The following is a 20,620-nucleotide window of genomic DNA, read 5'->3' as shown; positions in this document are numbered from 1 at the left end:
TGAAGCTATTGCTGCACAGGATAACAACTTGATAGATCAACTTGTTTCCTAAAATTTTAAGGAAAAAGCTTGTTTTTTTACACAGTACCTAAGATTGCGTTGCGGAATGGTTCGGCAGAACTATTCCGCCTTAAACCAAAGATAGCAAACACACTGGGAATTTCCGATTAGGAAATTCCGCCGCAATGAACTATAGCCGGTGTTGCCTACAGTTATTTTTATTCATTCTCGATTTTATTCAATTCCGCTATTCTGTTTTTATGCATTTCAAATATTATTTCAGGATTCCATTCGTCATCTTCTGTTTTTCCGTGTCCCAATGACATTAATGAAACTAATTTTCCATTTTCTGCGTAAAATTGGCAAGTCCAAGGTTGCAGAGTGTAATGGTTAATTGGCATATATTTTATTGATTCCTCCGCATAAATAAGTTCTCCGTTTTGTTCGTAATAAACTTCTTCGTAAAGAACTGTTTCTTCGTGCGAGTCAATTTGTATAATTCTTTTCCCATTATCGGTTTCGCAAATCCGCCAAAATTCCGTTTTTCCATTAAAGTCAGTTACGGCATCTACATTTTGGGAACATTTGGAAAGTTCAGCCAAATATTGGTCGTTAATTTTAGTCCTTAATTTTTCTTCTTTCTCTAATTCAGTTAATTCAGTTTCTGAATCAAAGATTAGTGTTTCAGATTCCGCCACATTTTTTTCAGTTGAGTTGCTTTTTTTCGATTCGCAAGCAGTCAATGAAATTAAGATTATTAATGTCAGCAGGATTTTTTTCATAATTGTAGGCAACGGTCTCGTATAACCGTCAGTTACGGGTTAATATGCATTAATTTTCGGTTAAGAACTGGCGTTAGCAATTCCGAGTGGATTCGGACGTAGTCGAATCCGCCGTAATTGCGGTTATACATTGTTAGCTACAGTTTTTATTTTTCATATTTTATTTTTCTTGTCAAGACCTGATATTTCTTTCTTTTGCCATTTACTACTTTGTAAATAACTTTCTTTTTCCAATTCAGATTCTTGTCGTATTTATATTCGTATTCGTAATTTTTTGACTTTATTAAATTTCCGTTTTCGTCATATTCTGAATTATCTAAATCTTTAATTGAAAAGTCAATTTTGTGTTTGCTTTCAGATATTATTTTTCCATTATCGTCAAGAACCTTTGTAATTGCTAAATTATTCGGATAGTTATATTCCGCAATTTCGGTTCCATAAGAGTTTGAATTTCCAGCATACAGCTTTAACTCTATTGGATGACCATTTTCATTATTTTTTAGAAATGTTTCTCTAATAATTTGGTTGTTTTGATTTCGGTCTGTTATTTTAATCATAAAACCATTTTCATCGTATTCGTAAGTAGCTGTTTCGGAACTATATCCAATAACTGGATGCCAACGTTCAATTTTTCTTTGTAAACTTCTAATTCCAGTAGAATCAAAAGTCCGAGAAAGGCGTGTTTCTAATTTTCCATTTTCGTCATATCTCAATTCAGATGTGATTTTATTTAGCTTATTTAAAACTATAATATCTTTTTTGGTTTCAGTTCCGCTTTTGTTGTAGAAAACAGTGGTCTTTGTAAGTTCTTTTACTTTAGAATCTGTTCTTAAATCGATAGCGTCGTCGTGACGTAAAGCAGAAAAAATGCTTTGAGAAAAGGATTCAAAGCAGACTAAAGTCAGTAGTAATATGAAAGTAGTTCTAATGTTCATTCAAATTGTAGCTAACTTATTTATATGTGGTAGGGTTTCTTCACTTTTTTGCTAATATTGTCGACTACTAGTGTGTTTTATTAAAACACACATTCCTAATAAACCCAAATATTACAGCCATAACCATCCTAGTCATGCGCCGAAATTAAGAAATGGCCTACAATTTGTCAAAAGGGTTCGTTATACGTTGCAAACTGCCGGTCGAAACGTGCGTATAGATCATCGTGGTCTTTGGATAATTGCGTTCGGAGAACAAATTCAAGGTACGCGTCCGTATGAGCATGTGTAAACCGAACTCCCCGGCCAGAAGAGCCGATCGCAGGGCGTTATTGGCATTTTTTCTATTTTTCCTTTTTATCGATATAAAAATTGCGGTCGACCTTAAACGTCGTGGCATTGGGGTCGGCGGTTTCCGTTTTCCATTCCGTGGTTGGGGTAAGCCATAACGGTTTTCCGTCTACAAAAACCCGTAACGGCATGGCAAAGCCTTCGACTGTGTTCTTCCATCGGTATTTGATGACATTGCCATCTTCCATTTGGTATTCAAATACGGGTATTTGCGTCGTACGCAGGTATTGGTCGAAAACCTTTGAAAGATCCATCCCCGATTTCTCGCTTATGTAGTTTTCGATTTGTTGGGTGGTCACGGTCTGATGGTAAAAATCTTTGTTGAGTCCGCGCAAGATCTGCCGCCATTTTTCGTCATCATCGATCAATTGTCGAAGGGTGTGCAGCATGTTGGCCCCTTTATAATACATATCGCCCGACCCGCCATGGTTTACGCCGTATTTCCCGATAATGGGCCGGTCGTTTTGAATGTTCGCCCGGGTACCGATAACATAATCGGCCGCCACTTCTGAACCATGGTAATAATCGAGGTAAAGGTTTTCCGAGTAGGCCGTAAAGCCTTCATGGACCCACATATCGGCAATATCGCGATAGGTAATGTTATTGGCGAACCATTCATGGCCCGATTCGTGTATGATGATAAAATCGAATTTGAGTCCTTGGCCGGTATTCGATAGGTCGTTGCCCAAATAGCCATTTTGGTATTGGTTGCCATAAGTGACCGAGCTTTGGTGTTCCATGCCCAAATAAGGCACTTCAACCAATTTAAAACCGTCTTTATAAAAAGGGTAGGGGCCGAACCAATGTTCAAAGGCCTTCATCATCATCGGGGCCTGTTTGAACTGTTCCTTGGCCTTTTCAAGATTGTCCCGTAATACATAATAGTCAAGGGTCAATGGACCTTGTTCTCCCTGGTATTTTTCTCCGAAATGTACGTAGTCGCCAATATTGACATTGACGCCGTAATTGTTGATGGGGTTCGCCACGAACCAATGATAGGTCTTGCTGTCGGTAGCTTCGTCGATTTTGCGAAGACGCCCGTTCGAAACGTCCATCAAATCTTTCGGAACCTTGACACTGATCAACATACTATCGACCTCGTCGTACATGTGGTCTTTATTGGGCCACCAGACGCTGGCGCCCAGACCTTGGCACGAAGTAGCGACGAAGTGCTTACCGTTTTTATCTTTCGACCACGAAAAGCCGCCGTCCCATGGGGCGCGTACGGCCTCTTTGGGATTGCCGGAATAGTGTATTACGATTTCATTAAAATCCCCGACTTTTTGTGGTTTTTCCAATTTGATGAAGTGTGCATTGGTCTTTGAGGAAAAATCGAGCGCTTTGCCGTCTTGGGTGACTTTTTCTATTTTCAGGGGCGGTTGCAGGTCGATCTGCATGACTTGGGCCGAATTCAAGACTTTGTACCGTACCAGGTTCGATCCCGAGATATATTTTTCGTCGGGTTTGATCTCGATATCGAGATGGTAGTAGTTTAGGTCCCACCAGGCGCGTTCTCCGGTAATACTTCCCCTGAGTGTATCTTGTTCGGTAAATTGCTGGGCTTTTACTGATATTCCGCAGAGAAAAAATAATACTATCGATAGGTATTTGGTCATTTTTTTATGTTTTATATGACATGATATCCTTCCAGGAAACAAGTTGTATGCCATTTTCCTTAATTTTAGATTTGCATTCTTGGCCCGTAAAATACTCAAAATCTTGTTGGCGCCATTCCGAGCCAAAATTCGGATGGTCTTCGGTAATGCTTTTCATTTCGTGGGTATCGAAGGCGGGGTGAATTAATATCATATTGAATCCCGCTTCCATATTGTCCAGAATATCACCGTAAAATTTCTTTAGATTTCCTTTTTCAAAATATTGATATTCCCCAACGTAAAGATGGTCGACCAACAAATCGTCATCTTCCAAAGCGGTTTCGGCCCCGAACCCCACAAATGCCATCAGCTCTTTACTGAGAAGTACGGGAAGATCGTACTTTTTGCCCAAATTCTTGTACGCCGAAATCAATTCGGCACTGGTCGCCACACTATACATGTGGCAATCCAAATGGCTGGGTTTGAGTCCGAGGTCCAACGCTTTTTCGATTTGCGCCGATAGTTCTTTTTCCGCTTCCTCGACCCGAGCCTTTTCTTGAAACAGTGCCCTATTTTTTTGAAAATGGCCGTTCTTGTCCACGAGACTTGGTACCTGTTCTTTGGATAGGACAGGGCCGAATTTGTAGTTTTTCCATTCGCAGGTCAACGTCAAATGAATGCCATAATCAAATTCTGGGTTTGCCAGGGCAAATTGCGCCATTTCGTAAAACCAAGGGCAGGGTACCATTAAACTGTAAGAGGTCACCGAACCTGTTTGGAGTGCCTCGATGGTCGCTTGGTTTTCTGAAGTGGACAACCCCGCATCATCGGCATGGATCATCAGAAGCTTGTCATTGCTAAACTCGTACATGCTAAAAGCGCTTTGGTGTTTACCTAAAAATTCCGTTCGGAAAAACTACGGGACTCTCAAAACCGTCTTTTCCAACGGCTGAAATCCCAAAGAAATAATTGTCGATTACGATTCCGTTCAGCGTATATTCGGTCACATCGCCCACATAGCGGCTGTAGTCCCATGTTGGGCTAGTCGTATCGCGCCAATAGATTTTGTAGCCTTTCGCCCCATCGACTTTGCTCCATTGAAATTTTGCGGAAGGCTGTACGATACCGCCGATCTTTACCTCTTTCGGTGCCGGAGGAGCCCAGGCCAGCGATGCCAGGTTAATGGCATTGACCGCGGTCAGTTTTCTGGCGTAGTCGAAATTTACGTGTTCCAGAACGTCACCGTATGCAATTCCATCCTCGGTTCGAATATCCTGATGTTGTTGGGTATAGTTTTCATGGGCTTCCATGATACGAATTCCGGCATAACCCGCATCGTTAAACGGACGGTGGTGTCCGCCACGGCCAAAACGATCGAGACGGTAGACCATCATCGGGTTCATTTCGGGCATATATTTTTTGGTGGTCTTATGCACATAGCGGGCGAGCTGTCGCGAAATGCCATCGACCTCGCCGCCATAGAAGCGACGGGCGTTTCGTTCTTTTTCCGTTTCGGTAGGAGGGACGGGTTCCGAGAAGATCCGAAAATCGACATTGCTGACAATGCCATCGACTCCCGTAATGTTTCCGATCATGTCGTTGTTGAGAATACCGATGATTTCCCATCCTTTTGCCTTGGCATGGGCGGCAAGGCCCTTGCCCCCGAAAAGTCCTTGTTCCTCTCCCGATAAGCCCACATAGATGATGCTGTTCTCGAATTGGTACTTTGAAAGTACCCGGGCGGCTTCCAAAGTGCCCGCCATTCCGCTGGCATTGTCGTTGGCACCGGGTGAATCATCGGTAAAATTGGTAGGATCGCTGACCCGTGAATCGATATCACCGCTCATAATGATATAGCGATTCGGGTATTTGGTACCTTTCTGTACGGCTACCACATTGACCACCCAAACATCATGTACAATGCGTTCGTTTTCCCCTTTTTTGACCAGGTCTTTTTGATAGAAAACATCCAAACAACCGTTGCAGGCGGCCGATGTTTTTTCGAACTCCGATTTTATCCATCGTCTGGCGGCACCTATGCCCCGTGTCTGCGATACCGTATCGCTGAGCGTATGTCGCGTGCCGAAATTGGCAAGCTTGGTCACATCGGCCTTGATGCGTTCTTTTGAAACGGCCCCGATGATATCATAGATACGTGGATCGGTCTGCGCGGATAGAAAGAGGGAAAAGGTCATAAAACCTGAAAAAAGTAATTTTCTCATTTTTAATTGTATTCGATTTAGCCTTGACAATGTATTAAAAATTAAACTACTATCACGTAAAGGGGAAGGATTTGGAACCGAATGTAAGTTGGCCTATGTTGTTCTCACCCAACCCCTCCAAAGGAGGGGAGCATGCAATTCGTCGCAATCCCTCCCCTTTGGGGAGATTAGGAGGGGATAATGATCTAAAGGAAAGGCATTTGGGAATTCCGTACCGAGGACAGGCATTTTACTTTCTCAAAGGTACTGTGTTGGGTGGCCATAGATCGAGCGATAAAAATAGCCCGTATCCTCAAGAAGACCCGGAAACTTGAAAAATGGGCGGCACTTGAACAAGAGATCCGCGAAGATATCCATGAGAATGCCTGGAACCCCGAAGTGAACGCTTTTGTACTGTCTTATGGTTCGCAGCACCTGGATGCTTCTGTATTACTTATGGAATCTTACGGATTTATTAATGCCAAAGACCCAAAGTTCATAAGTACGGTCAGGGCCATTGAGAAGGAATTGAGCAATGACGGATTGCTGTATCGCTACAAGAACGAGGACGATTTCGGACTACCATCTTCTTCGTTCACGATCTGCACCTTTTGGTTCATCAACAGCCTTTTCAAAATCGGCGAGGAAGAAAAAGCAATGCGCCATTTCGACCGAATGATGGGTTATAGCAACCATTTGGGCTTGTTTAGCGAAGACATTGATTTCAAAAGTAAAAGACTGTTGGGTAATTTTCCTCAGGCATATTCGCATCTTGCCCTTATCGAATGTGCGGTAAACTTTTCGAACAAAGAGACCGAAGAAACAATTTTGGAATCCATGCGGGAATGATTTTAACGAACGGTTCGGGATTAAGGGGGATGATTACACCCTGGAAAGCTCAATTTCTTTCGCCGTCTTTTTGATTTTTTGGAGCAGTTGTGCCAAATGCACTTCCGTCGTAAACGGATTCATTATCGTGCACCGTAAATAGTGTATTCCCTTTAGCGTGGTCTGTACCATATAAAACTCGCCATCTTCCAACAATGCTTTGCGAATGGTTTTATTTAGGATATTTAGTTCGTCATCGCTCAAACTGTCCGTGATATATCGAAAGCAAACAATATTAGATGCCGGGGGTACCGCCAATTCGAAATCGGGATTTTCTTGTATGATTTTCCCGAACCGTTGGCCAAGATCGTATTGATGGGTCACGTATTCATCAAAAATGGCATTACCGTACGTTTTGAATAGGATAAACCAATAGAGGCTCATCATTGTTTTGGTACATTCAAAGGTGCGCTTGGCCAAATTATACCAATCTTCGCCTTCCGCTTGCTCCAATAAATAATCGGCCTTCTGACTGAAGGTCGTGTGCGAATGACCGCCGTTTTTGAAGAGCAATGCCGTGGTGATTATGGGCATCATCATCATTTTGTGACCGTCTATGACAACGGAGTCGGCGCATTCGATTCCCTTTACGGTAGAACTGTATTTTTTTGAAAAAATGGCCGCTCCGCCGTGGGCGCCATCAACATGGAACCACAGGCCATGTTTTTGGGCAAATTTCGCAATCTCGTCGAGATCATCATAAATGCCCGTTGCGGTCGAAGGGGCACTTCCTACAATGGCAAAAATACGGATTCCATCTTCCACGGCTTTTTGATAACACGCTTCAAGCTTTGAAGTGTCCATCGAATAATCGGTTTTAACCGGAACTTTAATGATTCCTTGCTCGCCCAGTCCCATGATCCTTGCCGCACGATCAACACAGTAGTGCGCCTCTTCACTGACCATGACGCCCAGTGGTTCGCCATGGCCACTGATCCAGACGTCATGTTCGACTTGGGCCTTTCTTGCCGAAAGTAGGGCGGTAAGATTGGCAAGGGTGCCACCAGAGGTCAAAAAGCCCCTAGCGCTCGTCGTAAAACCTATTTTTTTGCAAAGCAGATCGGTCACGATCCTCTCAATGGCCGAGCTTGACATACCCATTTCATAGACGGCCATGCCGTTGTTCAGAAAAGAACTTAGTAAGCCCGCAAGCGCGGCCATGGGGGCGGTCGGTGCCACCTGATGCCCCATGTACTTGGGATTATGGACGTGTGTGGTACGCGCGATAACTGTTTGAAAAAAGTTTTGCTCATTACCATTTTCCAGAAAATCGGCCCAGTATTCATGTTCCTTTTCGGGAAGGTTCCATGCAATCGTTTTATTTGACTTACCACTAGAGGTGTCCGTTAAATGATCGGCCAGTAGATCGACCAATCGATGGCCTTGCTCCCTGAACGCTTCCGGGGAATAGGCTTTTTTAAGAAGGCTTGTGTCCATATGATAAATGTAATCGGTATTTTCATTTGTGACAACTTGATTTTTGATTTGTCGTTAAAACTTAATTGTCCCGGCATTTACGGCCTCGAATTTCATAACCTTTTTGTCAGGTGCACATAAAAAAAACCGCTCCAAATTGGAACGGTTCTTTACTTCTGTTTCTGAAGTGATAATCTGAATTAGTCAAAGGTGTAACCGTTGTCAGCAGCCACTTTGTCCGCAATTTGGGTTCGCAAAGCGGCTACGTTCGGGTTATTGGTATACTTTGTGAAACGTTTTAGACCCATGAGCATCATGCGCTGTTCATCACCTTCGGCAAAGGAAACGATGCCTTCCTTGCCTTTTTGAATAATGGTTTCGGTCGCATTGTAGAGATACAGCTTGGCCATTGCTATTTGGGTGGCTTGGGCTTCTTCCCCGAAACGTTTTGCATTTTTTTCAGTTCTAAGGATGGTGCTTTCCGCCATATAGATTTCAATCAAAATATCGGCCGCGGCCAACATCAACTGTTGGTGTTTTTCAAGTTCAGGACCGAATTTTTGAACGGCACTACCGGCGACCATCAGGAGAACCTTTTTGAGTCGGGCGATTAGATCTTTTTCCTCAGCGAACAATTGTGAAAAGTCGGGTGCATCGAATGAAGGTATCCCCATCAATTCTTCGCCTACGGCGGTGGCAGGCCCTAAAAGGTCTACATGGCCTTTCATGGCTTTTTTGATGAGCATACCAACAGACAACATTCTGTTGATCTCGTTGGTGCCCTCATAGATACGTGCTATTCTTGCATCGCGCCAGGCCTTTTCCATAGGGGCTTCGGCACTAAAGCCCATACCTCCGAAAATCTGTAGGCCTTCATCAGTGGTATGCTGAACATCTTCTGAAACGGCAACCTTGAGTATGGAGCATTCAATGGCATATTCTTCGACCCCTTTGAGTTCGGCCTCTTGGTGCGAATTGCCGGCCGCTTCGCGGATCGCTATTCGGTCCTCAATGTTTTTTGCCGCCCTATAGCATGCAGAATCTCCCGCATAGGCATTCGTGGCCATGTTGGCAACTTTTGCCTTTATGGCCCCAAAGTTCATGATAGGGGTCTTGAACTGAATACGTTCATTGGCATATTTTACGGCCTCGTTAATAACGCGGCGTTGTGCTTCCAAACATGCAGCCGCTAGTTTGATGCGACCTATGTTCAAGGCATTCATTGCAATTTTGAAGCCATTGCCACGTTCCGAAAGCATATTCTCGACCGGCACCTTGGTGTCGCTGAAAAATACTTGTCGGGTGGAGGAGGAGTGAATACCGAGCTTTTTTTCCTCGTCCCCTAGGGAAATTCCATTTTCAGGGTCGTTCTCTACGATAAACCCGGTGATGTTCTTGTCATCTTCGATTCTGGCAAAAACGATGAACATATTGCAGAAACCTGCATTGGAAATCCACATTTTTTGTCCTGAAATACTATAGTATTTTCCATCATCGGACAGCACGGCCTTCGTCTTTCCCGAATTCGCGTCGGATCCAGCTCCCGGTTCTGTCAAGCAATAGGCACCGAACCATTCGCCCGAAGCCAATTTGGGGACATATTTTTGTTTTTGTTCTTCGGTACCGTAAAGGGTTATCGGCATGGTTCCGATTCCCGTATGGGCACCGAAAGCCGTGCTGAACGAACCTGTAGCGCCCGAAATATAGTCACACACCAACATGGTCGATACAAAGCCCATGCCCATGCCACCATAGGCCTCGGGTACGGCTACGCTCAATAACCCGAGTTCGCCGGCCTTGCGCATGCATTCTTCAGTGTACGCGTAATCTTTTTTCTCAAAGCGCTCCCAGTGCGCCCAAAGTTCGCGGTCAACAAATTCTTTGGTACTGTCGCGCATCATTTTTTGCTCTTCCGACAAGTCTTCCAAAGTGAATATGTCTTCACATTTGGTTTCCTTTACGAGGAATTGACCACCGCGGAGGATATCTTTTTCTTTTGCTTCCATCTTTTTGATGATTTTGAATTCTAAATTTTAAATGTTGGATTTCATAATTTTTCCTGAGAAGTCTTTACAATTTTTGTTTTGATATTCATGATGGATTCAACTTCTTCTAGCTCATTTGTGCTATCTGTATCTACTAGTTTGAAATGCTTTAAAGTTTGAGCCAATATTTTGTTTCCCTGGCCTCTTTTGAGGCTATGGACATTTTATGGGTAAAATCTTTTTTAGATTGAGCCGCGGTCGCCTCATGAACATTGGCCCCTACGCTAGTTCCACTACTTAATAATTGTTTGGATAGAATGTATTCTTTTTTAAAATTCAGCTCTTTGTACAGTTCAATAAAAGAAAGCGAAAATTCACAAGTCTTTTCTAATATTAAATTGTCTTTCTTCACCGTAGTTCAACATTCAAAATCCATCATTCAAAATTCTCAATTGAGAAACTCAAATATTCCCGCAGCGCCTTGCCCTGTACCCACGCACATGGTGACCATACCGTATTTGCCCTGCATGTTCCGTTTGCGCATCTCATCGAACAATTGTACCGAAAGTTTGGCTCCGGTACATCCCAGCGGATGGCCCAATGCGATGGCCCCTCCATTGACGTTTACAATGTTGTGGTCAAGATCTAGTTCGCGTATAACGGCCAACGATTGTGAAGCAAAGGCTTCATTGAGTTCTATCAATTCAATGTCATCTTGTTTCAATCCGGCTTGTTTCAGCGCTTTTGGTACGGCCGCAACGGGTCCGATTCCCATGATCCTTGGCGGTACTCCTGCCACTGCATAGTTGACCAAGCGGGCAATGGGCTTTAGGTTCAGTTCCTTGACCATGTCTTCGCTCATGATCAATACAAAAGCGGCACCATCGCTGGTCTGTGAGGAATTTCCGGCCGTGACCGAACCGTTGGCGGCGAATACCGGCCTTAATCTGCCAAGTGCCTCCAATGATGTGTCTTTTCGGGGGCCTTCGTCTTTGGTCACCGTATAGTTCTTGGTCGCTTTTTTTCCGTTGCCGTCGACATAGGTCTGTTCCACTTCGATGGGTACGATCTGATCTTGAAACCGATCTTCTGCTTGTGCCCTGAGGGCCTTTTGATGCGATTCGTAAGCGAATTTATCTTGATCTTCGCGCGACACATTGAATTCGTTGGCGACTGCTTCGGCGGTGTTGCCCATGCCCCAATAATAATCCTCATGGCCCGATTTGGCCAGGTCATAGTTCAGTTCGGTCTTAAAGCCTGTCATAGGTACCGAACTCATACTTTCGGCACCCCCTGCGATAATGCAGTCGGCCATACCAAACTGTATCTTGGCCGAGGCCATGCCGATAGTCTCTAATCCCGAGGAGCAAAAACGGTTGACGGTGACCCCGGGCACATCTACAATGTCAAGGCCCATAAGAGAGATAAGCCGTGCCATATTGAGGCCTTGTGATCCTTCGGGCATGGCATTGCCTACCATGACGTCATCGATCCGTTTTTTGTCAAAATCGGGTAGTTCTTTCATCATGTGTTCGATGGTCTCTGCGGCAAGTTCATCCGTTCTCTTGAATCGAAATACGCCTTTTGGGGCTTTTCCGACGGCGGTTCGATATCCTTTTACTATATATGCTGTTCTCATTAATTTTTGCTTTTCGGTTTTGGCTCTTGGCCATTCTTGCTTAAATTTCAGTTAGCCATAAGCTAAATGCTATAGGCCAATAGCTACGTAATTAATTGCGCAAAGGCTTGCCCGTTTTCAACATATGCTGAATTCGTTCCAATGTCTTTTTTTCGGTACATAAGGAAAGGAATGCTTCCCTTTCTAGATCTAACAGATATTGCTCGCTGACCAATGTGGGTTCCGAAAGGTCACCACCTGCCATGACGTAGGCCAATTTGTTCGCTATCTTTTTGTCGTGTTCGCTGATATAGTGGCTTGCTTCCATGGCATCCGTTCCGACCAAGAACATTCCGAGCGCCTGTTTTCCCAGTACTTTGACGTCCTTTCTTTTGGGAGGTTTCGTATAACCCGCTTCGGCCATCAGTTTTGCATGTGCTTTGGCCGTTGCGATCTGTCGGTCTTTATTGACGACCACGATATCTTTTCCGTGTTGAAGAATGCCAAGGTCATAGGCTTCATAGGCCGAGGTCGATACTTTTGCCATACCGATGGTCAGGAAATACTCTTGCAGAACGTTCAATTCTACATCACCTTTTCTGAAGGTATCTTGTGCACGGAGCGCAAATTCCTTGGAGCCTCCACCACCGGGAATGACACCCACGCCGAATTCAACGAGACCGATATAAGTTTCGGCCGCTGCCACGACTTTGTCTGCATGCATGGAGAGTTCGCAGCCCCCACCGAGGGTCATGCCATGGGGAGCGGAAATCGTCGGAATCGACGAATATCGCATGCGCATCATCGTATCTTGGAACATTTTGATGGCCATATTCAATTCGTCGTATTCTTGTTCGACGGCCATCATGAATATCATGCCGATATTGGCACCTACCGAAAAATTGGCTCCTTGGTTGCCGACCACCAATCCCTGAAAGTCTTTTTCGGCGAGATCGATTCCTTTGTTCAACCCGGCCAACACATCGCCGCCGATGGTGTTCATTTTCGACTGGAACTCCACGTTCAAAATTCCATCGCCCAAATCTTCTATGACGACGCCGCTATTCTTGAACACTTCGTTCGATTTACGGATATTGTCCAAAATGATAAAGGCATCTTGGCCGGGGACTTTTTCCATCGATTTCTTCGGAATGTCGTAAAAATAGGTAGCCCCATCTTTTACGGTGTAGAAGGAATCGTTTCCGGCTGCCTGCATTTCAGCAACCCATGCGGCGGCTTCTTGTCCTTCGGCCTTGATGAATTCCAATCCTTTTTCAAGTCCGACCGCGTCCCATATCTGGAAAGGCCCATGCTCCCAACCGAAACCTGCCTTCATGGCATCATCGATTTTATATAGTTCATCGGTTATTTCTGGAATACGATGCGAGACATACGCAAACAATTGCCCGAAACTTTTGCGGTAGAATTCACCGGCCTTGTCCTTTCCATCCGTCAAAACGGCGAAACGGTCAATAACCTTGTCGATGGTCTTGGTCAATTCTAAAGTGGCGAATTTCGCGCTCTTTTTGGAACGATAGTCCATCGTGTCCAAATCCAAAGTAAGGATTTCGGTCTGACCTTTATCATCCTTTGTTTTTTTATAGAAACCTTGTTCGGTCTTGCTGCCCAGCCATTTGTTATCCATCATGGTCGAAATGAAGTCGGGCAGGGCGAAGAGTTCGTGACGTTCATCGTCCTTACAATTTTCCGAGATCCCATTGGCCACATGTACCAAAGTATCCAAACCGACCACATCGACCGTTCTGAAGGTTGCCGATTTTGGGCGGCCTATTACCGGACCGGTCAATTTGTCGACTTCCTCGACGGTCATTCCTAAATCCTTGACCGCATGAAAAAGGCTCTGAATGCTGAAAATTCCGATTCGATTTCCGATGAATGCGGGCGTATCTTTAGCAACGACAGAAGTTTTGCCCAAAAACTTTTCGCCATAACCGTTCAAAAAATCCAATACTTCTTGTGAGGTCTTAGGCCCGGGAATAATTTCAAAAAGCTTCAAATAGCGGGCGGGATTGAAAAAGTGTGTTCCGCAGAAATGTTTTTGGAAATCATCGCTTCTACCTTCAGACATGAATTTAATCGGGATACCTGAAGTGTTCGAAGTAATCAGTGTGCCCGGGGTACGATGTTTTTCTAAATTCTCGAAGACTTGTTTTTTGATATCCAGGCGCTCGACGACCACCTCGATGATCCAATCGACTTTGGCCACCTTGGCGATATCGTCTTCCAAATTTCCGGTAACGATCCGATCCGCAAATTTTTGATGGTAAATAGGAGAGGGCTTTGATTTTAGGGCGGCTGCCAAAGAATCGTTGACCAACCTATTGCGGACCACCTTGTCATTCAAGGTCAATCCCTTGGCTTTTTCCTTGTCATTGAGTTCTCTTGGAACAATATCAAGGAGTAATACTTCTACACCGATATTGGCAAAATGGCAGGCGATACCGCTGCCCATGATTCCAGACCCGATTACGGCTACCTTATTTATATGTCTGCGCATAGGTTATTCGTTCGTTTGTTAAATAGATGTTTTTTCGAATATGTTCTTTTCCGAAATGAGTTTCATGATATTTTGGGTGACTTCGAAAAAGTGCTTCATTTTCTCTTCTTGAATGCTTTCGCGAAGTTCTTCGTTGAACTTTAACACTGCATTTTTTGAGAGTTGTCGTTTTTCGAGCCCAAACTCGGTCAAATGTATCAATACCCCCCTACCATCTTCAGGATTAGGTTTGCGTTGGATCAATCCCTTTTTCTCCATATTTTTCAGAATTCTTGAGAGGCTTGTGGCCTCCATTCCCATTTTGGGCCCCAACGATGTTGAAGGGGTACCTTTTTTAGGGTCGATGCTCAACAACGTAAACCCCGTTGCCATGGTGCTGTCGTATCTTTTGGCTTCTTCATTGTACATTTTTGAAACTGCAAGCCATGTTTCGCGCAAAGCGTAGTCTACGGTAATCTCTTTCATAAAAAACGATAGGAAACCAAAGATATAAAAATTTATTATGCATGCATAATAAATATAATAAAAAAAAGATTTTTAGTCCAAGTTATCGCAGGTACTGACTACGACTTTCGACAGGCACCTAAAAAGTACGCTCGTAGATCTGGTTGTAGAGTTCGATATATTTTTCTTTAATGGCTTTACGCTTGAGTTTCATCGTCGGGGTAAGATGGCCTCCCTCGACCGTCCACGCATCGGGCGTAAGCCGAAACTGTTTTACCTTTTCCCATTTGGCAAAACTTTCATTTGACTTATCGACTTCTTCTTGGTAGCGTGCCAGCACCATGGTATTGCTCAAAAGTTCGCTTCTTTCAATTTCGGATAGGCCATGTCTTTTTGCCCACTCCTGTAAAAAGTCAAAATTAGGCTGAATCAATGCCGCGGGCATTTTTTCGCCTTCACCGACGACCATGGCCTGTTCTATGAAGCGGGATTCTTTCATGGTGTTTTCCAATAATTGGGGCGCCACATATTTTCCACCTGAGGTCTTGAACATTTCCTTCTTGCGGTCAGTGATCATCAAAAATCCGTCTTCATCGATTTCACCGATGTCACCGGTATGAAAGTAATCTCCTGTCATTACCTCGGCCGTTTTTTCGGGGTCTTTGTAATAACCCATCATCACATTGGGACCCTTGCACAAGATTTCGCCGTCCTCGGCAATCTTGACATCCACACCATCCAATATTTTGCCGACCTTACCGATTTTCCAACCAAAGTTCCTCATTTCGCTTACCGAAATGCCAGGGGAGGTTTCGGTAAGGCCGTAGCATTCCATGATCGGCATACCTGCCGCGCCAAAAACGTGACCGAGTCTAGGTTGCAGGGCGGCACTGCCCGATGCCATCATTTTGAGATTACCTCCCAGAGCTTCTTGCCATTTGCTAAAAATAAGCTTTCGGGCAAAGGCCAATTTTTTTTCATACCACCAACCATTTTTTCCATAAGGTTCGAATTTCAAGCCCAATTCCACCGCCCAATAAAAAAGTTTCTTCTTTATTCCCGTTAGATTTGCCCCTTTTGCAATAATGGCATCATAAACCTTTTCTACCAATCTGGGTACCACGGTCATCGCCGCAGGCTTTACTTCTTTTATGTTCTCGCTGATTTTGTCCAACCCTTCGGCAAAATGAATTTCATAGCAAAGATATTGATAGGCGTAAGAAAAGGTGCGTTCGAAAATATGACAGATAGGTAGAAAGCTCAATACCTTGTCACCGGGTTTAAGGGGCAATCTGTTTTTTGCAGAAAGTACGTTCGAAACAATATTGTGGTGCGAAAGCATAACGCCTTTTGGTCTTCCGGTGGTACCCGAGGTATAGATAATGGTTGCCAGGTTTTCAGGTCTGACCTGGTCTTTTCTTTTCTCTACTTCGTTCTGGTTCGATTCGTCTTCGCCCAATTTGACAACTTCTTGCCAGTTGTTGCAATCGCTTAATTGGTCAAAGGAATACACCTCTTTTACGGTCATTAATTTATTCTTGACCTTTAATACTTTTTGCAAGACTTCGTCACAGGAAACGAAAATATACTTTGACTCTGAATGGTTGACGATATATTCGTAATCATCCTCAGAGATCGTCGGATATATTGGTACGGTCTGGGCACCTATCTGAAGTATACCGATATCCATAATATTCCATTCGGTGCGGTTTGTCGATGAGATCAAGGCGATCTTATCATCTACTTGAACGCCCATGCGCAATAGCGCCCTACTGATTGTGTTCGCCTTGGCGATGTACTCCTTGGTCGATGTGGATACCCACTTTCCATCATATTTGGTGACAAAACATTTATCTAGTGGATGGTTTTCAAGTTGATGGAACGGAAAATCGAATAACCTAGTTACTTTTTGCATAGTTAGTTTCTGATAGGTTATTGCAAAATAGGAAAAGGAAGCGGGATTCTAAAATAGCTTTTACAAAATACGCTAACAATTGTTGAGAAATCAACAATTAATAGTGTTCAAAACAACGCCTTTGCCGCGAAATGGCATCATTGGTTTGATCGTTAGCCCAATATTTGTTGACAGCGCGGTTACCCGCTGTTCCGTTCGACCCACTCCCGGGCCTTTACAAAAGCTTCTAACCATGGCGAAACCTTGTCGTTTCTGTCGTTCGGATAATAGGCCCAGTTCCAAGGAAAGATGGAGCGTTCTATATGTGGCATGGTCACCAAATGCCTTCCTGTTCTATCGCATAACATGGCCGTGTTGAAATCACTGCCGTTCGGATTGGCCGGATATGTTTCGTAACCGTATTTGGCGACGATATCGTAGTCGTCTTCGGAAAGCGGTAGGCTGAACTTGCCCTCACCATGGGAGATCCAAACGCCCAGGGTGGTCCCTTCCAACGAAGAAAGCATAACCGAATTGTTCTTCTGGATTTTCACCGAAGTAAAGTTGCTTTCATGTTTGTGCGAATCGTTATAGGTCATTTTACCGTGTCGCCCGCCGTGCTCGGGATTGATAAGATCAAGTTCCATGAACAACTGGCAACCGTTGCAGATGCCTATTGATAGCGTATCGGGCCGCGCAAAGAAATCGTCGATGACTTTTTTTGCCTTTTCATTGTACTTGATGGCACCGGCCCAGCCTTTGGCGCTTCCCAGAACATCTGAATTGGAAAAACCACCAACGGCACCTAAAAATTGAATATCCTCCAACGTTTCTCGGCCCGAGATCAAATCGGTCATGTGCACATCCTTTACATCGAAACCGGCAAGGTACATGGCATTTGCCATTTCACGTTCAGAATTGCTTCCTTTTTCTCGCAGGATGGCCGCTTTGGGTCTCGACTGTGGTCGATCCGACAATCTACCGTCAAAATGTTTTGGAAAAATATACCGTAACGGTTGGTTTTTATAATTGTCAAAACGGTCTTTGGCCAGACCGTTCGAGGTCTGTCTGTCATCCAATAAATAGGAGGTCTTGAACCAAACGTCTCTTAACGAATCAATGTTCAAGCCCATCTCCATACCGCTATTTTCGATGGTCAATGTGGGTGTTGAAACTACGCTACCTATTTTTTTAAAGCCAATTTTTTCATTTTGCAAAAATTCTTCAACGGCAAAGTTGTCTTTTGCCTGAAAAACGATACCGGCATTTTCGGAAAACAATAGTTTTATGGTGTCGGGTTCCCCCAAATCGGACAAATCCAATTCGGCTCCAAGATCACTGTCAGCGAAGCACATTTCCAAAAGGGTTGTAATCAGTCCACCCGAGGCAACATCATGACCTGCAACTATTTGTTCTTTATTGATCAACGCTTGAACCGAATTGAAGGCGGTCTTGAAATATTCGGGATTTTTAACTGTCGGAGCTTCATTTCCAACAGAATTTCGAATCTGTGCGAATGAAGACCCCCCCAGTTTATAACTATCTTTTGACAGATTTATATAATATATGGCTCCGCCCTCTTTTCTAAGTACCGGTTCGACGACTTTGGTGATATCATCGCAATGTGCGGCCGCTGAAATCACGACCGTTCCTGGTGCAATGACTTCACCATCTTCATATTTCTGCTTCATCGAAAGGGAATCCTTACCGGTCGGCACATTGATGCCCAAGGCAATGGCAAAATCAGAAACCGCTTGCACCGCTTCGTATAATCTGGCGTCTTCCCCTTGATTTTTGCAGGGCCACATCCAGTTGGCAGATAGCGAAACGGATTTTAATCCTTCTTTCAATGGCGCCCAAACAATGTTCGTCAAGGCTTCGGCAATGCTGTTCTTGCTTCCTGCCGAGGGATCTATCAGCCCTGAAATAGGGGAGTGGCCGATACTGGTGGCGATTCCTTCCTTCCCTTTGAAATCCAATGCCATGACACCGCAATTGTTCAGGGGCAACTGTAACGGACCGGCACATTGCTGTTTGGCCACGCGACCGCCAACACAGCGGTCCACTTTGTTGGTGAGCCAATCTTTGCATGCCACGGCCTCTAGCTGTAAAACCTGTTCCAAATAGTCATGGAAGAATTCCAGCGAATAATCCGGATCTTTATAATTTCTTTGAACGGTCTCATCGGTCAACACGGTCTTCGGAGAACTGCCGAACATGTCCTCAAGTTCCATATCCATGGGTCTATCTCCATTTTTGGACGACTCGAACGTAAATTTATGGTCGCCGGTCACATCTCCGACCTGGTACATGGGCGAACGTTCGCGATCGGCTATTCTTTGCAGTAGGTCGATGTCTTTTCGGCCGATGACCAGCCCCATGCGCTCCTGCGATTCGTTACCGATAATTTCCTTGGCGGATAGGGTGGGGTCACCAATGGGCAATTGGTCCAAATCGATCTTGCCCCCTGTATCTTCGACCAGTTCGGAAAGGCAATTGAGATGGCCTCCCGCGCCATGATCATGAATAGAGACAATCGGATTTTCTTCACTTTCGACCATACCACGAATGGCATTGGCCGCGCGTTTCTGCATTTCAGGGTTCGAACGTTGTACCGCGTTCAATTCGATGGCCGAACTGAATTCACCTGTATCTGCACTGGAAACGGCAGCACCGCCCATACCGATGCGATAATTGTCTCCGCCGAGAATTACTATTTTATCACCTTCATTCGGAGTTTCCTTTAAGGCCTGTGCTGATTTGCCATAGCCGATTCCTCCGGCCTGCATGATGACCTTGTCATACCCCAATCTTCGTCCAGCTTCATCATGTTCGAACGTCAACACCGATCCGGCGATCAAAGGCTGCCCGAATTTATTGCCGAAATCGGATGCGCCATTGGAAGCTTTTGTAAGAATATCCATAGGCGTTTGATAGAGCCATTTGCGTTCGGGCATGGCAATTTCCCACGGTCGGTCTTGTTCCAATCTCGAATAGGCGGTCATATAAACGGCGGTTCCCGCCAAGGGCAAAGAGCCTTTGCCTCCGGCCAAACGATCACGAATTTCACCTCCCGAACCCGTGGCAGCACCGTTGAACGGTTCAACGGTGGTCGGGAAATTGTGTGTCTCGGCTTTTAAAGAAATGACTGATTCGAATTCTTTTTCTTCGTAATAATCAGGTTTGTCGGCACTTTTTGGCGCGAACTGTACCACGTCTGGACCTTTGAGAAAAGCCACATTGTCCTTATAGGCCGAAACAATATCGTTTGGGTTCTCTTGTGACGTTCTTTTGATGAGTTTGAACAACGACGATGGCATTTCTTTTCCGTCGATAACAAAGGTGCCATTGAATATTTTATGTCTGCAATGTTCCGAATTGACCTGACTGAATCCGAACACTTCAGAGTCGGTCAAGGGGCGACCTATTTTTTCGGAAAGACCTTTCAAATAAGCGACCTCTTCGTCACTTAAAGCCAGTCCTTCCTGTAGATTGTAAGATGAGATATCATCGATTTCCAATATCGGTTCGGGTATTATATCTATTTTAAAAATATCCTGGTTCAACGAAGCGAACTTTTGGGAAAGCATGGGGTCGAATTCGCTGAAATCAGAAGATACCGCACGAAATTGCTCGATTCGAAGAATTCCTGAAATACCCATATTTTGAGTGATTTCGGTAGCGTTGGTACTCCAAGGAGTAATCATGGCTGCCCTTGGACCAATAAAAAAGGCGTCAATTGACGCCGTGTTTATTTTTGGTCGGTTGCCGAACAACCACATGAGCTTGGCCGTATTTTCTTGAGAAAGTTCTTGTTTCGTTTGTACCGCATAAACGCTGGTGCCTGCATCCCCGAAAAAATGAATCATGTACAGTATGAATTGTTAGGTTTTGGAAAGTGCAAATTTACGATTTTGAGTTGGATTTTGATAGACGAAATTGGGGAGTTGTTAACCAAGCATGTTGATATGATCTAAATGGAAACCGTACTGTGAA

The 20,620-nt window shown here is 44.5% G+C and carries 13 protein-coding genes and 1 pseudogene; 1 reads left to right on the top strand and 13 read right to left on the bottom strand.

Annotation, left to right across the window (positions count from 1 at the left end):
• Nucleotides 1-218: 218 nt before the first annotated feature.
• The 5 genes from ACEZ3G_RS16720 to ACEZ3G_RS16700 form a co-directional block, all read right to left on the bottom strand.
• Nucleotides 219-782 carry a hypothetical protein gene (locus ACEZ3G_RS16720; RefSeq protein ID WP_432426668.1) on the bottom strand — a complete coding sequence of 188 codons (564 nt, stop codon included), beginning with the start codon at nucleotides 780-782 and terminating at the stop codon, nucleotides 219-221.
• Nucleotides 783-928: 146 nt separating this feature from the next.
• Complete coding sequence (locus tag ACEZ3G_RS16715; RefSeq protein ID WP_432426667.1) at nucleotides 929-1,717, bottom strand: hypothetical protein; 789 nt, start codon at nucleotides 1,715-1,717, stop codon at nucleotides 929-931.
• Between the two features lie 341 nt (nucleotides 1,718-2,058).
• Nucleotides 2,059-3,681 (bottom strand): M1 family metallopeptidase, encoded by a 1,623-nt coding sequence (locus tag ACEZ3G_RS16710; RefSeq protein ID WP_432426666.1) that lies wholly within the window; start codon nucleotides 3,679-3,681, stop codon nucleotides 2,059-2,061.
• Between the two features lie 4 nt (nucleotides 3,682-3,685).
• Nucleotides 3,686-4,531 (bottom strand): polysaccharide deacetylase family protein, encoded by an 846-nt coding sequence (locus ACEZ3G_RS16705; protein ID WP_432426665.1) that lies wholly within the window; start codon nucleotides 4,529-4,531, stop codon nucleotides 3,686-3,688.
• Nucleotides 4,532-4,550: 19 nt separating this feature from the next.
• On the bottom strand, nucleotides 4,551-5,882 hold the full coding sequence (locus ACEZ3G_RS16700; RefSeq protein WP_432426664.1) for a M28 family peptidase: 1,332 nt from the start codon (nucleotides 5,880-5,882) through the stop codon (nucleotides 4,551-4,553).
• A 192-nt stretch (nucleotides 5,883-6,074) separates the two neighbouring features.
• On the opposite strand from ACEZ3G_RS16700, the pseudogene ACEZ3G_RS16695 reads away from it, so the two are divergent.
• Nucleotides 6,075-6,710 (top strand): annotated as a pseudogene (locus ACEZ3G_RS16695) (glycoside hydrolase family 15 protein); the annotation flags it as partial.
• 33 nt (nucleotides 6,711-6,743) lie between these two features.
• Here the strand turns inward: ACEZ3G_RS16695 and ACEZ3G_RS16690 are convergent.
• The 8 genes from ACEZ3G_RS16690 to purL all read right to left on the bottom strand — a co-directional run bounded on the left by ACEZ3G_RS16690 (nucleotide 6,744) and on the right by purL (nucleotide 20,493).
• Nucleotides 6,744-8,186, bottom strand: a complete 1,443-nt coding sequence (locus tag ACEZ3G_RS16690; RefSeq protein ID WP_432426663.1) for a pyridoxal phosphate-dependent decarboxylase family protein — start codon at nucleotides 8,184-8,186, stop codon at nucleotides 6,744-6,746.
• 179 nt (nucleotides 8,187-8,365) lie between these two features.
• Nucleotides 8,366-10,171: an acyl-CoA dehydrogenase family protein gene (locus ACEZ3G_RS16685; RefSeq protein WP_432426662.1), complete on the bottom strand. Its 1,806-nt coding sequence runs from the start codon at nucleotides 10,169-10,171 to the stop codon at nucleotides 8,366-8,368.
• A 148-nt stretch (nucleotides 10,172-10,319) separates the two neighbouring features.
• Complete coding sequence (locus tag ACEZ3G_RS16680) at nucleotides 10,320-10,562, bottom strand: four helix bundle protein (protein WP_432426661.1); 243 nt, start codon at nucleotides 10,560-10,562, stop codon at nucleotides 10,320-10,322.
• A 36-nt stretch (nucleotides 10,563-10,598) separates the two neighbouring features.
• Nucleotides 10,599-11,789 carry an acetyl-CoA C-acyltransferase gene (locus tag ACEZ3G_RS16675; RefSeq protein ID WP_432426660.1) on the bottom strand — a complete coding sequence of 397 codons (1,191 nt, stop codon included), beginning with the start codon at nucleotides 11,787-11,789 and terminating at the stop codon, nucleotides 10,599-10,601.
• 91 nt (nucleotides 11,790-11,880) lie between these two features.
• Nucleotides 11,881-14,286, bottom strand: coding sequence for a 3-hydroxyacyl-CoA dehydrogenase/enoyl-CoA hydratase family protein (locus tag ACEZ3G_RS16670; protein ID WP_432426659.1), 2,406 nt, complete (start codon nucleotides 14,284-14,286; stop codon nucleotides 11,881-11,883).
• A gap of 18 nt (nucleotides 14,287-14,304) precedes the next feature.
• On the bottom strand, nucleotides 14,305-14,751 hold the full coding sequence (locus tag ACEZ3G_RS16665) for a MarR family winged helix-turn-helix transcriptional regulator (RefSeq protein WP_432426658.1): 447 nt from the start codon (nucleotides 14,749-14,751) through the stop codon (nucleotides 14,305-14,307).
• A gap of 118 nt (nucleotides 14,752-14,869) precedes the next feature.
• Nucleotides 14,870-16,645, bottom strand: coding sequence for an AMP-dependent synthetase/ligase (locus tag ACEZ3G_RS16660; RefSeq protein ID WP_432426657.1), 1,776 nt, complete (start codon nucleotides 16,643-16,645; stop codon nucleotides 14,870-14,872).
• Nucleotides 16,646-16,824: 179 nt separating this feature from the next.
• Nucleotides 16,825-20,493: a phosphoribosylformylglycinamidine synthase gene (gene purL / locus ACEZ3G_RS16655; RefSeq protein WP_432426656.1), complete on the bottom strand. Its 3,669-nt coding sequence runs from the start codon at nucleotides 20,491-20,493 to the stop codon at nucleotides 16,825-16,827.
• Nucleotides 20,494-20,620 lie beyond the last annotated feature (127 nt).

The sequence above is a fragment of the Meishania litoralis genome (assembly GCF_042611095.1).
Classification (GTDB): Bacteria; Bacteroidota; Bacteroidia; order Flavobacteriales; family Flavobacteriaceae; genus Meishania; species Meishania litoralis.
The sequence above is the reverse complement of the archived record's forward strand: the minus strand, read 5'-3'. Positions and strand labels throughout refer to the sequence as shown.